The following is a 13850-nucleotide window of genomic DNA, read 5'->3' on the forward strand; positions in this document are numbered from 1 at the left end:
TCGGGCCCTCTCGGGCAACCGCCGTCCCCTTCTCAGTCCCTCGCCTCCGCCAGCAGCTTCTGGATGCGCGTCACGCCCTCGACGAGGTCCTCGTCGCCCAGCGCGTACGACAGCCGCAGATAGCCCGGTGTACCGAAGGCCTCGCCAGGTACGACCGCCACCTCCGCCTCCTCCAGGATGAGTTCGGCCAGTTCGACCGAGCTCCGCGGGCGCTTGCCGCGGATCTCCTTGCCGAGGACGCCCTTGACCGAGGGGTAGGCGTAGAAGGCGCCCTCCGGGGTCGGGCAGACCACGCCCTCGATCTCGTTCAGCATCGGGACGATCAGGCCGCGGCGCCGGTCGAAGGCCTCGCGCATGGCGGCCACGGCGGAGAGGTCGCCGGTGAGGGCGGTGATCGCGGCGGCCTGGGCGACGTTGTTGACGTTCGAGGTGGCGTGCGACTGGTGGTTGGTCGCGGCCTTGACGACGTCCTCGGGGGCGATGATCCAGCCGACCCGCCAGCCGGTCATGGCGTAGGTCTTCGCGAGGCCGTTGACGACGATGCACTTGTCGCGCAGCTCGGGGACGAGGACCGGGAGGGACGTGAACTCGGCGTCCCCGTACACCAGATGCTCGTAGATCTCGTCCGTCAGCACCCACAGGCCGTGCTCGACGGCCCAGCGGCCGATCGCCTCGGTCTCGGCGGCGGTGTAGACGGCGCCGGTCGGGTTGGACGGGGAGACGAAGAGGAGGGCCTTGGTGCGTTCCGTGCGGGCCGCCTCCAGCTGCTCGACGGTGACCTTGTAGCCGGCCGTCTCGTCGGCGACGACGTCGACCGGGACACCGCCGGCGAGGCGGACCGACTCCGGGTACGTCGTCCAGTACGGGGCGGGGACGATGACCTCGTCGCCGGGGTTCAGGATCGCGGCGAAGGCGTTGTAGATGGCCTGCTTGCCGCCGTTGGTGACCAGGACCTGCGACGGGGCGACCTCGTAGTCCGAGTCGCGGAGCGTCTTCGCCGCGATGGCCTGGCGCAGCGCGGGCAGGCCCGCCGAGGGCGTGTAGCGGTGGTTGGCGGTGTCGCGGCAGGCGGCGACGGCGGCCTCGACGATGTAGTCCGGGGTGGGGAAGTCGGGCTCGCCCGCGCCGAAGACGATCACGGGACGCCCCTCGGCCCTGAGGGCCTTGGCCTTGGCGTCCACGGCGAGGGTGACGGACTCGGAGATGGCGGCGACGCGGGTGGAGATACGGGCGGAGGTGCCGGTGGAGGTGCGGCTCTGGGGCTCGGGGGTTGCAGCGGTCATGGGCGGCAGCATCGCACCGGGCCGAGAGGGGCGGCAATGGACTGGCACCCCTATTCATCCGCATCCATACCTTTTGCCGGTAACGCCCCTGTGTCGCGTTACGACAGACGCAATCAGGACGGTCGCCGGGCATTGATCTTGGCGCTCCACGGACCGGAACATGAGTGACGTCCGAGCCGGTCGCACATTCCCGCCCCGGGCACTTCCACCCAGTCCTTCCGGGATTTCGCCGTCCCGGTGTCCGCCGTGCCAGAAAGCGAAACACCGCCATGCTCAGCCGTGCCCGTATCACCGCTTTCCTCTCGCTCGCCCTGTCCGCCGTCACGCTCTCCGCGGGGCTGTACGCCTCCTCCGCCGAACTCCAGGACCAGCGGTCCACGCAGGTCAACGTGTCGGCCACGGTGTCCACGAGCGACACCGGCTGGGGCTGAGCCGTATCCCGGAATTACCTATTCCCTTTCTTCCCTGCTCCAGGAATTTCTCCAGGAAAGCGAATCGATGCAGAGCGACGAGACCGGAACAGAAGCACCGGTGGCCGCCACGACTTTCGCGCAGCGCCTCCAGGAACACCGCCGCAATGACGAGTGGAAAAAGGCGCCGCGCCGTATCGAGCAGGCCGAGTGCATCGGCTGCGACTCGTGCATGCGGGCCTGCCCGCCGCAGTTCAGCGCGATCTACAACCACGGCCTCGACGTCGTGATCATCCCCGAGCTGTGCAACGGCTGCGCCAAGTGCGTGCAGGCCTGCCCCGTCGACTGCATCTACCCGGACGACGACTGGCAGCCCACCAGCCAGGCCATGTGGACCTACGTCGAGGGACAGGAGGCGTTCCGTGCAGTCGGCAGCTGAGACCCGGCCGAGCAGGCCCAGGACGGACACCCACAGCAAGCAGCCCGCGCCGGAGAAGAGCCTCAGGCACACAGGGGCCGTGGTCACGGGGACCGCCGCCGCCCCCTCCCCCGAGCCCTCGGCCCGCCCCAAGAGTGCCCGGCGGCTCGCCATGGAGGAGGCCCGGCGCAGCAAGCGGCCCAGTCGGGCGGACCGGCAGGCCGGGAGCACCCCGCAGCCCGACCGGACGCTCGACGACGCCGGGTTCCCGCGGCTGCTCCAGCAGACCCTCACCGCCGCCCGCTCCGCCGCGAGCACCCGCGACATGGTCGACACCCTCGTCACCCTCGGCGGCCGGCTCGACGCCGACACCGCCTGGCGGTCGCTGACCCGCGCGGAGACGGCGGCGGTGCGGATGCTCACCGCGCCCGGTCGCGCGCCCGGCGCCGGTGAACCCGGCGGGCCCGAACAGCCGCCCGCCGACGCCGCGTTCACCAGCACCCTCGCCCTCTCCCCCCAGGGCCGGCTCGTGGTGACCGTGCCGCAGCGCCGGTCGCTGCCCGCCGAGGCCGCCGCGACCGGCGTGGCCGCCCGGATCTCCTGGAGCCCGGAGGATCTCGCCGCGTACGCCGGGCTGTTCACGGACGTCCGGCGGCGCACCGAGCACGAGGTCGCCGAGTGCCGGGCGCTGCTCGCGGAACTCGGGCAGGAGGGCCGTACGACCGCTGTCGACGCGATCCGCGGGGCCGTGTTCCTCGTACCGCCGGTCATGCTCTACAAGGACGACTCGGTCTTCTCCAACCTGAAGGACGAGAAGAACCTCACCGGCAAGAGCCTGCTGCCCACCCACCCCGACTGCTTCTTCCACCATCTCGACCGGCTGCCGCTGGAGTTGTGGACGGACGAGGAGGCCGTGGTCGTCACGTGCCTGTGGCTGGCGTACTCCTCGGGCGGCCCCAACCGCGTCGAGAGCTTCAACGGGGTGCAGCTGACCCTGGAGAATGTCGCCGACAACTTCCGTACGACCAGGGCCGTTTACCTGGAGGCGGCTCCCGAGCTGTCGATCGACGAGATCCCGGTCGCGGAACTCCCCTCCGTCCACAGCCTGTTGACGGCCGCCGCGCAGATCGCCGCCGCACGGGCCGTGCTGGTCGCCGAACGCCGCATCCACTACGACATCAACGCCACCATCCGTCGCAAGTCGGAGCGGGCCCTGCCGCGCGCCGAACGCCCCGGCCGTCATGAACTCGGCGTCTGCGAGCGGCTGTCCGACCTGCTGCCCGGGGCCGGACGGGACTTCGCCGCCGTACTGGATGTCCTGGACGACCCCTGGCTGCGGGCCCCGCGGGGCGAGTTCGCGACCGGCTTCGAGGCGCTCGTGCACGCCACCGTGGACGCCTCCGTCGACCTCTTCGGCGCCGACTTCGCGATGAGCCGCGGGATCCGCTCGCTGCCGAAGCTCATCGACGCGCTCGGGCGGCGGGACTGGGCGGAGATCGTCTCCTGGGAACTGCCCGACTTCTACTGCTGTGTCGTGCCGTCCGCCCGCGCCTTCGAGCTGCACGGCGGTGACCGGGTGAAGGTCGCGGACTCGGCGTGGGCGATGTCGGCGCGCATGCAGTACAACACCTGGCACGTCATGCCGGGCAACCTGCCCAAGGACCCCGCCGTGCAGGCCCGGGACTTCCTCGCCCCGCATGTGCTGCCGGACCTCGCCGTCCACTCCGATCTGCACCACCGCGGCCATGTCGCCAACCTGATCCGCTTCTCCGCGCGCAGCCCCGAACCGGTGCGCGTCACCGACGAGATCACCTTCAAGAGCCTCACCGACCTGCGCGTGCTGCGCTGCACCGGGGAGCCCTTCGACCAGGCCGACCTCATCGGGGTCACCCATGTCGCCCGGTTCCTGGCCCAGTTGTCCGAGCGGGTCGCCGCGGCCGCCGTCGCCGGGCGGCCGATCGAGGTCACCTCCTTCGACCACCGCTGGCACCGCACCTCCATCGCCGGTCCCGTCCCCTCCCTGGAGAGCCATGTCTGAGCCGCAGCAGGTCCTCGTCTACATCAACCTCCGCCGCACCCCGCTGGAGCAGCGCTCCGCCCTCTACGCCGCCCACCGCCTCGGCTACGGCGTCGCCCTGATCGCCGACGCGCCCCCGGCGGGGCTGCCGGCGGACATCGTCCGTACGGTCCACCAGGTCGACACCTACGACGCCGCCGCGGTGGACGCCGCGGTCGCCGCCATCACCGCCGAGTTCGACGTCGTGGGTGTCGTCACCTGGTCCGACCCGGCCGTCGAGACCGTAAGCCGTGTCGCCCTCGGGCTCGGCCTCCCGGCCGCGTCGCCGGAGACGGCACGCATCGCCCGCGACAAGTTCCTGATGCGGCAGGCGCTGTCCTCCGTACGCCCCGACCTCTCGCCGCGCTTCGCCCGTGTCATCACCTGGGACGAGACCGCGAAGGCCGCCGCCGACCTCGGCTACCCGCTGGTCCTCAAGCCCGCCACCGGCAACGGCAGCAAGGGCATCTACCAGGTGCACGGCGAGGACGAACTCCGGCCCGCCTTCGAGCAGTTGACGGCGTACGTCCGTCCGGACGTGGACCGCGTCTTCACCGGGCACGCGGGCGAGATCGTCATCGAGCAGTTCCTCGCCGGTACCGAGCACAGCATCGAGGGCTGGGTGCAGGGCGGGCAGGTGCACATCGCGGGCATCACCGACAAGACGACGACCGAGCCGTACCGCCTGGAGGTCGGGCACGCCTTCCCGACGTCCCTTCCGGCGGACGCGGTGGCGGCGGTGCACGAGCTGACGCACGCCGTCGCCGAGGCCTTCGGCATGGACGACTGCACCTTCCACCTGGAGGCGATGGTCGGGCCCGACGGCAAGGCGCGGATGGTGGAGTGCGCGGCACGCGTCGGCGGCGACTTCATCACCTCGCACCTGGTGGGGCTCGCCACGGGCGTCTCCTTCTGCGAGAACACCGTACGGGTCGCGACCGGGCAGCCTCCGCGCGCGGCCGAGGGCCCCTCCCTCCACTCCGGTCTGCGCAAGCTGCTCGCCCCCGCCGACGGTGTCCTCACCGGCATCGAGGGCGTGGCGGACGCGCTGCGGGTGGCGGGCGTCGAGCACATCGCCGTGGAACGGGCGGTGGGGGCGAAGGTGCAGCTGCCGCCCGCCGACTACATGACCGGCACCATCGGCGTCATCCTCGCGACGGGTGACAGTGCGGCGGCGGTGCAGGCCTCGCTGGACGCGGCCGAGGCCGCGATCACGATCAGGGTGTCGGATGCCGACGCCCGCTGACAGCGACGCCGTCCTCGTCGTCGGCTCCACCACCCCCTCCCCCCACGGCCAGGACCAGCTGACCCGGCTCGCCGCCCAGGCCCGCTCCCGTGGGCTGCGGCTCATCGGGGCGGACACGCCCCGGGCGCTGGAGTCCGGCGTGTGGCGGATGCCCGCCGAGGTGACCCTGCCTCTGGAGTACGGCGACCTCGACGCCTGCCGGGACTTCGCCGCCGCGCATCCCGATGTCGCCGCCGTGGTGACCGTCAAGGAGGGCTGTGTGCTCGCCGTGTCCCACCTCGCGCGGGCGCTGGGGGTCGCGGGGAACGAGCCGGAGGCCGTTCGGACCGTACGGACGAAGGACCTTTGCCGGGCGGTGCTCGCGGAGGCGGGGTTCGTGCAGCCCGCCTTCGCCGTGGCGGCCGATCGGGAGGAGGCGGCGCGGTTCCTGGCCGCCACCGAGGGGCCCTGGATCGTCAAGCCGAGGGACGGCATGGGCAGTGCCGGTGTCGCCCTTGTGCGGGACCCCGGCGAGCTGGACGCGGCCACCCGAGGCCTCGAACTCCCCTTCCTCGTCGAGCAGTTCGTCGAGGGGCCGGAGTACTCCGCCGAGGGTGTCATGGTCGGCGGCAAGCCCCGGATCCTCGCCCTCACCGCCAAGCGCACCGGCGCCGGTTTCGTGGAGACCGGGCACCGTACCCCCGCCCCGCTGGACCCGGCCACGGCCGCCGCCGCACGGGACGCGGTGGCCGGCGCGGTCACGGCGACCGGGCTCACCCACGGGGTGCTGCACGCGGAGTTCTGGGTCACGCCGGCCGGGGACATCGTGCTGGGCGAGATCCACGCCCGGCCGGGCGGCGACTTCATCCACGCCCTCGTGGAGGAGACCCACCCCGGCTTCGAGCTCTACGGCACCCTCCTGGACGACCTCCTGGGCCGCCCGGTCCCCGAACCGCCCGCCGCGAGCGGCGCCGCCGGGGCCGACTTCCTGGTCCTGGGCCCCGGCGAGGTCACCTCGGTCACCGGCTGGGACACGGTCACCTCGGACCCCGCCCTGGTCGCCGCGCACCTGTCCGTCCGCGCGGGCGACGTCCTCACGGAGGTCACCAGCTCCGCCGACCGGCACGGGCTGCTCGTCGCCAAGGGGACCGACCTCGCGGCCGTCGACGCCACGCTCACGGCGGCACGGGCGCGGCTGGACGTACGGCTGACGACCGACGTAGGAGAGACCCGATGACGACCACAGCCGACAAGCCGTCCGTCGCCCCAGCCCCCGCCTCCGCCTCCGCTCCCGCCCCCGTCCGCCGCGTCCTCGCCACCATCACCCTCGACTACCTCCTCTCCCACCTCGGTTACTTCACCCTCCTCCCGGTCCTCCCCCTCCTCGTCCCGCGTCTCGACCCCGGCGCGGGGGCCTGGTGGGTCGGTACGGCGCTGCTGTCACTGACGGTCGCCGTGCGGGCGGGGTCGCTGACCTGTGGGGGGCTGTTGCAGCGGATGCCGGTGCGGGCGGCGATGGTCGGCGGGCTGCTGCTCGCGGCCGGGGCGTTCGCCGTGCTGCCGGTGGTGCCAGGGACGTGGGCGGTGGTGCTGTGTCTCGTCGTCGCGGGGTTCGGGATCAGCGTCAACGCGCTCACCGCACGGGCCTATGTGGCCGTCACGCTGGACGCGGACGCCGACCGGTCGACCGTCTTCTCGGCGATCCAGGTCGCCGTGAACATCTCCGCCGCGCTCGGCCCGGTCGCCGCCAACCTGCTGCTCGGCGGCGCCCGTTACGGACTCCTGCTCGGACTGGTCGGCGCGCTGTACGCGGCCGCCGCCGTGGCCGTGGCGTTCACCGTGCCGCGCGGGCTCCGGCTCTCCGACGGCGACACCCGGCCCCCGCTGAAGCTGGGCCTGCTGAAGGTCGTCGTCACCGACCCCGCCGTACGCCGGGTGTCGCTGCTGGCCGCCGCCGGAAGCCTGCTGTACGCGCAGTTCTTCTCGGCGCTGGCCCTCAGGATCGCGGACCTCAGCGACAGCACGGCCGTGCGCGCCGGGTACTTCACGCTCAACGCGGTCCTGGTCGTCGTCCTCCAGATCCCGGTCACCGTGTGGATGAACCGCGAGCTGGCGCGTGGGGTGTCGCCGATGCGCCATCTCCGGCTCGGCACGGCCGTGTTCGCCGTCTCCTTCGTGCTGCTGGGCGCGGACGGCGACGGCCTGGTGACCGCGTTCGCCGCACTCGTCGTCTTCACACTCGCCGAGACCGTGTTCACGCCGACCGTCTCCACCGCGTTCGCCGGGCTCGACGGCGACCGGCCGGTCGTCGAGGTGTTCAACCTGCGCCAAGTCGCCACCGCCACCGGTGAGTCGGCGGGCTCCTTCGCGGGCGGCTCGCTCTTCCTGCTCGCCACCGCGCACGGCCTCGCCGCCGGTTACTGGTTCACCCTCGCCGCCCTCGGCCTGCTGGCCGCCGCCCTCGTCCGTACGGCCCCGAAGGGAGCCCACTGACATGACCACCGAACAGAGTCCTGACCTGCGTCTGCTGCTCATCGGCTACAACGACGGCGTCCTCGCCGCGCTCGACGGCACCCGCCCCGCCGGCAGTGTCACCCTGATCGAGGAGGCCGACCTGTGGGAGGCGAAGGGCCTCGCCGCCCGCGCCGCCGCCCACCCCTGCCTCGGCGAGATCCGCTTCGGCCGCTACCAGCAGGACGAGCAGTTCCTGGACGCCGTACGGGACTTGGTACGGGACTCCGGCCCCGTCCACGCCGTGTTCGCCGGACTGGAGTACGCCGTCGAGGCCGCCGCCCGCGCCGCCGAGGAACTCGGGCTGCCCGGACCGGGGCCCAAGGCCGCCGTCGTCCTGCGCGACAAGCTGCTGCTGCGCGAGACGACGAACGCGGCCGGACTGCCCACCCCGGCGTTCCGCGAGGTCAACTCCCCCGCCGACATCGCCGCGTTCGCGTCCGGCGGCCCCTGTGTCGTCAAGCCCGCCGGCCGTCAGGCCAGCCTCGGCGTCCTCCTCCTCGACGCGGGCGCCGACCCCGAGGCGGCCTGGCGCCACTGCACCGGCGCCAACGAGGGACGCCAGCTCGCCAACCGGCCCATGACCTGGCGCTATCTCGTCGAGGAACGCCTCTACGGACCGGAGTTCTCCACCGAGGGCCTCGTCGACGCCGGGCGGGTCGTCTTCTGCAACGTCACCCGCAAGTACACCCTCGACGGCCCCAACCCGGTCGAGACCGGCCACACCGTCCACACCCAGGAACCCTTCTGGGCACGGGAGTTGCAGGCTCTCGTCGACGCCGTCGGCTACGGCAGCGGCATCCTCCACGCCGAGTGGGTGCTCACCGCCGACGGGCCCCGGCTCATCGAGTGCGCAGGGCGTCCCCCGGGCGACCGGATCATGGATCTGATCGACCTGGCGTACGACGTCGATCTCCACGACCGCTGGATCGCCGGCCTGCTGGGCGAGGAGACGGGCCCGGCACCAACTCCCGTACGGGCGGCCGCGATCCGTTTCCTCACCGCGCCCCGCCCCGGCACGATCGCCGCCCTCGACGGCGCCGACGCGGTGCGTGCCCGGCCCGGTGTGGTCCGCGTGGACCTCACCCGGGGGCCCGGCGACACCGTCACCGACGTCCGCTCCTCCTGGGACCGGCTCGGCTCCGTGATCACCACGGGCACCGACGCCCGGGACGCCGAGCGCGCCGCACAGCAGGCGGCGGACCTGATCACCGTAACCCTGTACGAAGCCCAGGAGCCCGACAGTCATGAACGGTAAGCGACTTGAGATCTGTGTCGTCGGTGCCGGGCCGCGCGGGCTGTCCGTGCTGGAGCGGCTGTGTGCCAACGCGCGTGGCCGGCGGCAGGGCGGGCCGGTCGTCGTGCATGTCGTCGACCCGGACCGGCCCGGCGCGGGGCGGGTGTGGCGCACGGACCAGTCCCGGCATCTGCTGATGAACACCGTGGCCTCGCAGATCACCCTGTTCACCGACGCCAGCGTGCGCATCGAGGGACCCGACGAGCCCGGCCCGAGCCTGTACGAGTGGGCCCGTTTCCGTACCCTCATGGGCCCGTTCGAGGGCACCGAGGACCTGGACGACACCACCGTCGCCGAGGCCCGTGACCTCGGCCCCGACAGCTACCCCTCGCGCGCGCTGTACGGGCACTACCTGGAGTGGGCCTTCGAGCGGGTGGTGCGGCGGGCTCCGGAGCGGGTGAGTGTGCGGGTGCACCGGGCGCGGGCCGTCGCCGTGGACGATGACCCGACCGAACCGCCCTACCAGGACGTCCTGTTGGACGACGGTACGCGGCTCACGCGCCTCGCCGCCGTCGTACTCACCCAGGGCCATGTTCCCGCCCGTATGTCCTCCGCCGAGGAGGAACTCGCCCTCCACGCCATCGACCGCGACCTCACCTACGTACCGCCCGCCAACCCCGCCGACCTCGCCCTGGACCGGCTCGTCGCGCCCGGCGAGACCGTGCTGCTGCGCGGGCTCGGGCTCAACTTCTTCGACCACATGGCCCTGTTCACGGAGGGGCGCGGCGGCACGTACGAGCGGACCGCCGACGGGGCCCTGGCCTACCGCCCCTCCGGGCGCGAGCCGCTGATCCGCGCCGGCTCCCGGCGCGGGGTGCCGTACCAGGCGCGCGGCGAGAACGAGAAGGGCGCGCACGGCCGTCATCTGCCCCGGCTGCTGACGCCGGAGCGGATCGAGCGGCTGCGGGACGGGGACGGGCTGCGGCACGGGGACCGGCTGGACTTCCGTGCCGACCTGTGGCCGCTGATCGCGAAGGAGGTCGAGACGGTCTACTACGAGACGCTGCTGGCCACCCGCGTGCACCGCGCCGAGGCCGAGGCCTTCGCCGCACGGTTCTTGACCGCCGCTCGCGGTGATGAGGAGCGGCTGCTGGCGGAGGCGGGTGTCACGGACGCCGAGCGCTGGGACTGGGACCTGATCCACCAGCCCTACGGCAAACGGGAGTTCACCTCCCACGACGACTTCACCGCATGGCTGCTCGGGCATCTGCGGGCCGATGTGCGCGCCGCGCGGCTCGGCAACCTCAGCGGGCCGTTGAAGGCCGCGCTCGATGTGCTTCGCGATCTGCGCAACGAGATCCGGCTCGCCGTGGACCACGGTGGGCTCGACGGGCGCTCGCACCGCGACGACCTCGACCGCTGGTACACGCCGCTCAACGCGTTTCTGTCCATCGGGCCGCCCGCGCATCGGATCGAGCAAATGGCGGCGCTGATCGAGGCGGGGGTGCTGTGGATCGCGGGGCCGGGGACTCGAGTCACCGCCTCGGCGGAGGGGTTCGTGCTGGAGTCCGATGTTCCCGGGGTGCGGTTCAGCGGGCGGGTGTTGATCGAGGCGCGGCTTCCCGAGCCGGATGTGCGGCGCACGGCTGATCCGCTGCTGCGGCATCTGCTGGCGGGGGGTGCGGGGCGGCCGTTCCGGGTGCGGGCGGCGGACGGTACGTCGTACGAGACCGGCGGGTTGGAGGTCACCGGGCGGCCGTATCACGTGGTCGATGCCACCGGGCGTCCTCATCCTCGTCGGTTCGCTCATGGGGTGCCTACCGAGGCTGTGCATTGGGTGACGGCTGCGGGGATTCGGCCGGGCGTGGACTCGGTGACCTTGGGGGACAGTGACGCGGTGGCCAGGGCGGTACTGGGGCTGGACGTGTACGAAGCACCGGCAACCGATCTCGCGGGAGCAGTCGCATGACCGCCACCGCCGACCACCGCACGCTCACTCCGTCCCCCGAAGCCGACCTCGGGCTCCTCTCCCCCGTTCGTGTCGGCACCCCCGTTGCCGCCGCCGTCGGGGATCTCGCCTGGCTGCAAGCCATGCTGGATGCCGAGGCCGGGCTGGCGCGGGCTCAGGCCCGGCTCGGGACCGTGCCCGCGGAGGCCGCGCGGGTCATCAGTGAGGCCGCTCGGGCCGAAGTCATCGACGCCGTTGCTGTCGCTCGGGCCGCTCGGGAGACCGCCAATCCCGTGGTCGGGCTGGTCGCGGCGTTCACGGACGTCGTCGCCCGGCGGGATGCCGGCGCCGCCGAGTATGTGCACCGGGGGTCCACCAGCCAGGACGTGCTCGACACCGGGACCATGCTGGTGTGCCGGACGGCGCTCGGGCTCATCAGCGACGACCTCGGTCGTGTGGCACGTGCCCTGGGGCGGCTCGCCGTCGCTCATCAGGACACCGCCATGACCGGGCGGACGCTCGCCCTGCACGCCGTACCGACGACGTTCGGGCTGAAGGCGGCGGGGTGGCGGCAGGGCGTGCTCGATGCGCGGGGCCGGGTCGAGCGGATCCTCGGCGAAGGGCTTCCCGTCTCCCTCGGCGGGGCCGCAGGGACGCTCGCCGGGTATCTGGAGTACGCCGGTGCCGGACGGGCCGAGGACTACGACGTCCGGCTCGCCGCCGCGTACGCCGACGAACTCGGGCTGCACACACCGGCGTTGCCCTGGCACAGTCTCCGTGCTCCGGTCGCCGAGATCGCCGCCGCGCTCGCTCTGACGACCGGGGCGCTCGGCAAGATCGCCGTGGATGTGCAGTCGCTGGCGCGTACCGAGGTCGCCGAGGTGTCCGAGCCGCCCGTCGCCGGGCGGGGTGCCTCCTCGGCGATGCCGCACAAGCGCAATCCGGTGCTGTCCACGCTGATCCGTTCGGCGGCGCTCCAAGTGCCCGCGCTCGCCTCGGTGGTGCAGCAGTGCATGCTCGCCGAGGACGAGCGGTCGGCCGGGGCCTGGCACGCGGAGTGGCAGCCGTTGCGGGAGGCCCTGCGGTTGACCGGGGGCGCGGCGGGCTGCGCGGCCGAACTGGTCGAGGGGCTCGTCGTACGGCCCGAGCGGATGCGCCGCAATCTCGAACTCACCGGCAGCCAGGTGGTGTCGGAGCGGCTCGCGGCCGTTCTCACGCCCCGGCTCGGCCGGGCCGCCGCCAAGGCGCTGCTCACCCGGGCCGCCCTGGAGGCCGACCTCACGGGACGGCCGCTGGGCGAGGTGCTCGCCCCCGACCTTCCCGTTCCCCTGTCGGCCGCCGAACTGGCCGACCTGCTCGACCCGACGCGCTACACCGGCGCGGCCGGCCCGCTCGTACGGCGGGAGTTCGGCCCGGCGCCGCAGGAGGAGAACCGATGACCGTCGTGTCCGACCTCACCGTCCCGGACGTCACCGTCCCGGACGTCACCGTCCCGGACGTCACCGTCCCGGACCTCGCCTCGCCCCTCACGCCACCCGGCGTCGATCCCGTCCGCGAGTCCATGCGGCGGCTGCCCCGCGCCCTCCAGTACCCGCTCACCCTCCTGACCGGCAGACCGCTCGCCGGGCAGGCCCCGCTGCGGTGGTGGACGCCCGCTTTCCATCTCTTCTCGGCGCTGTTCTCGATGGCCGCCGGTGTGGTCGTGTCGGTGACCGGCTGGACGCTGGGCGGGAGTTGGCTGCTTCTGCTGCTGCCGGGCTGGGCGATGACCCTGCACGGCATGCGCAATCTGCGGATGATGATCTACCACCAGTGCTCGCACCGGAACATGTTCCGCCGCAAGAAGCTGGACGCGGCGATCGGGCGGGCCGTCTCCAGTCTGCTGATCGTGCAGCACTTCTCCCGCTACAGCGAGGAGCATGTCGCCGACCACCACGCCGCGCACCACATGACGTTGCGCGACCCCACCGTGCAGGCCTTCCTGATCAGCCTCGACCTGCACCCGGGCATGACCCGCCGGCAGATGTGGCGGCGCATGCTGGGCAAGCTGTTCTCGCCGGTCTTCCACACGACGTTCGCGGTGGCGCGGGTGCGGTCCTTCTGGCACGAGGGCTCGCGCGCCGAGCGGATCACCGCGGGTGCGCTGTACGGCGGTTCGCTGCTCGCCGGTGTGCTGACCGGGACCTGGGCGGCGCTGCTGGTCGTGTGGTTCGTGCCGCTCGTGCCGCTGTTCCAGGTCAGCAACACGCTGCGGCTGTGCGTGAAGCACACGTTCCCCGACCCGTCGCTGACCGAGCGGCGCGGCAAGGCGTACTTCGGTTCGCTGACCAACGCGATCTTCATCGGGGAGGCGTTGCCCGCGGCCGGGGGGCGACTGCGCTGGGGTGCGCGGATGCTGTTCGTGCATCTGCCGTCGCGGTATCTGGTGCTCACCGGGGACACCGTCGTGCATGACTTCCATCACCGGCTTCCGGCCGCGCGGAACTGGGCGGACTATCTCTTCGCGCGCCAGGCCGATGCGGAGCGTGGGGGCGGGGGTGGGTGGCCGCCGTACCACCACGTGTGGGGGCTGGTGGCCGCGATCAACCTGGTCTTCGACTCGTTGTCCGTCGCGGACCCGGTGGAGTTCGATGTGCGGCGGATCCGGGATGTCAGTCGACGGGAGTTGTTCGCCGCGTTCGATGACTAGTTCTTCGTCTGCTGGTCCGCTGTGGCTGGTCGCGCAGTTCCCCGCGCCCCTAGAGGGGGGCTGCGCCCCCCTC

General features: G+C 72.5%; 11 protein-coding genes. 10 read left to right on the forward strand and 1 reads right to left on the reverse strand.

Annotated elements, in window-relative coordinates; translation table 11 throughout:
• Positions 1–32: 32 nt before the first annotated feature.
• Complete coding sequence (locus ABZ928_RS14515; RefSeq protein WP_361518108.1) at positions 33–1283, reverse strand: pyridoxal phosphate-dependent aminotransferase; 1251 nt, start codon at positions 1281–1283, stop codon at positions 33–35.
• A gap of 269 nt (positions 1284–1552) precedes the next feature.
• On the opposite strand from ABZ928_RS14515, the gene ABZ928_RS14520 reads away from it, so the two are divergent.
• The 10 genes from ABZ928_RS14520 to ABZ928_RS14565 all read left to right on the forward strand — a co-directional run bounded on the left by ABZ928_RS14520 (position 1553) and on the right by ABZ928_RS14565 (position 13777).
• Positions 1553–1714 carry a hypothetical protein gene (locus ABZ928_RS14520; RefSeq protein ID WP_361518110.1) on the forward strand — a complete coding sequence of 54 codons (162 nt, stop codon included), beginning with the start codon at positions 1553–1555 and terminating at the stop codon, positions 1712–1714.
• Positions 1715–1781: 67 nt separating this feature from the next.
• The gene (locus ABZ928_RS14525) at positions 1782–2132 is read left to right on the forward strand and encodes a 4Fe-4S dicluster domain-containing protein (protein WP_361518111.1); all 351 of its coding nucleotides are present in this window, start codon (positions 1782–1784) and stop codon (positions 2130–2132) included.
• Positions 2116–4149, forward strand: a complete 2034-nt coding sequence (locus ABZ928_RS14530; protein WP_361518113.1) for a hypothetical protein — start codon at positions 2116–2118, stop codon at positions 4147–4149. Before ABZ928_RS14525 ends, ABZ928_RS14530 begins: the two co-directional genes overlap by 17 nt.
• Positions 4142–5413 (forward strand): ATP-grasp domain-containing protein, encoded by a 1272-nt coding sequence (locus ABZ928_RS14535; protein ID WP_361518114.1) that lies wholly within the window; start codon positions 4142–4144, stop codon positions 5411–5413. The genes ABZ928_RS14530 and ABZ928_RS14535 overlap by 8 nt, the downstream gene beginning before the upstream one ends.
• Positions 5397–6629 carry an ATP-grasp domain-containing protein gene (locus ABZ928_RS14540; RefSeq protein ID WP_361518116.1) on the forward strand — a complete coding sequence of 411 codons (1233 nt, stop codon included), beginning with the start codon at positions 5397–5399 and terminating at the stop codon, positions 6627–6629. The genes ABZ928_RS14535 and ABZ928_RS14540 overlap by 17 nt, the downstream gene beginning before the upstream one ends.
• On the forward strand, positions 6626–7885 hold the full coding sequence (locus ABZ928_RS14545; protein WP_361518117.1) for an MFS transporter: 1260 nt from the start codon (positions 6626–6628) through the stop codon (positions 7883–7885). Before ABZ928_RS14540 ends, ABZ928_RS14545 begins: the two co-directional genes overlap by 4 nt.
• Before the next feature lies 1 nt (position 7886).
• On the forward strand, positions 7887–9161 hold the full coding sequence (locus ABZ928_RS14550; RefSeq protein ID WP_361518119.1) for an ATP-grasp domain-containing protein: 1275 nt from the start codon (positions 7887–7889) through the stop codon (positions 9159–9161).
• Entirely contained in the window at positions 9151–11109 is a 1959-nt protein-coding gene (locus tag ABZ928_RS14555; protein WP_361518121.1) for an FAD/NAD(P)-binding protein, read from the forward strand. The genes ABZ928_RS14550 and ABZ928_RS14555 overlap by 11 nt, the downstream gene beginning before the upstream one ends.
• A complete protein-coding gene (gene pcaB, locus ABZ928_RS14560) occupies positions 11106–12527 on the forward strand; it encodes a 3-carboxy-cis,cis-muconate cycloisomerase (protein WP_361518122.1) in 1422 nt (473 codons plus the stop codon). The genes ABZ928_RS14555 and pcaB overlap by 4 nt, the downstream gene beginning before the upstream one ends.
• A complete protein-coding gene (locus ABZ928_RS14565; RefSeq protein WP_361518124.1) occupies positions 12524–13777 on the forward strand; it encodes a fatty acid desaturase in 1254 nt (417 codons plus the stop codon). The genes pcaB and ABZ928_RS14565 overlap by 4 nt, the downstream gene beginning before the upstream one ends.
• Positions 13778–13850 lie beyond the last annotated feature (73 nt).

This window comes from Streptomyces sp. NPDC046909 (assembly GCF_040644695.1).
Taxonomy (GTDB): domain Bacteria; phylum Actinomycetota; class Actinomycetes; order Streptomycetales; family Streptomycetaceae; genus Streptomyces.

Excerpts from the sequence above, each read along its gene's own strand:
- ABZ928_RS14550 (WP_361518119.1), top strand. The coding sequence starts at position 7,887 with ATGACCACCGAACAGAGTCCTGACCTGCGTCTGCTGCTCATCGGCTAC.
- ABZ928_RS14535 (WP_361518114.1), top strand. The coding sequence starts at position 4,142 with ATGTCTGAGCCGCAGCAGGTCCTCGTCTACATCAACCTCCGCCGCACC.
- ABZ928_RS14525 (WP_361518111.1), top strand. The coding sequence starts at position 1,782 with ATGCAGAGCGACGAGACCGGAACAGAAGCACCGGTGGCCGCCACGACT.
- ABZ928_RS14515 (WP_361518108.1), bottom strand. The coding sequence starts at position 1,283 with ATGACCGCTGCAACCCCCGAGCCCCAGAGCCGCACCTCCACCGGCACC.
- ABZ928_RS14520 (WP_361518110.1), top strand. The coding sequence starts at position 1,553 with ATGCTCAGCCGTGCCCGTATCACCGCTTTCCTCTCGCTCGCCCTGTCC.
- ABZ928_RS14545 (WP_361518117.1), top strand. The coding sequence starts at position 6,626 with ATGACGACCACAGCCGACAAGCCGTCCGTCGCCCCAGCCCCCGCCTCC.
- ABZ928_RS14540 (WP_361518116.1), top strand. The coding sequence starts at position 5,397 with ATGCCGACGCCCGCTGACAGCGACGCCGTCCTCGTCGTCGGCTCCACC.
- pcaB (WP_361518122.1), top strand. The coding sequence starts at position 11,106 with ATGACCGCCACCGCCGACCACCGCACGCTCACTCCGTCCCCCGAAGCC.
- ABZ928_RS14555 (WP_361518121.1), top strand. The coding sequence starts at position 9,151 with ATGAACGGTAAGCGACTTGAGATCTGTGTCGTCGGTGCCGGGCCGCGC.
- ABZ928_RS14565 (WP_361518124.1), top strand. The coding sequence starts at position 12,524 with ATGACCGTCGTGTCCGACCTCACCGTCCCGGACGTCACCGTCCCGGAC.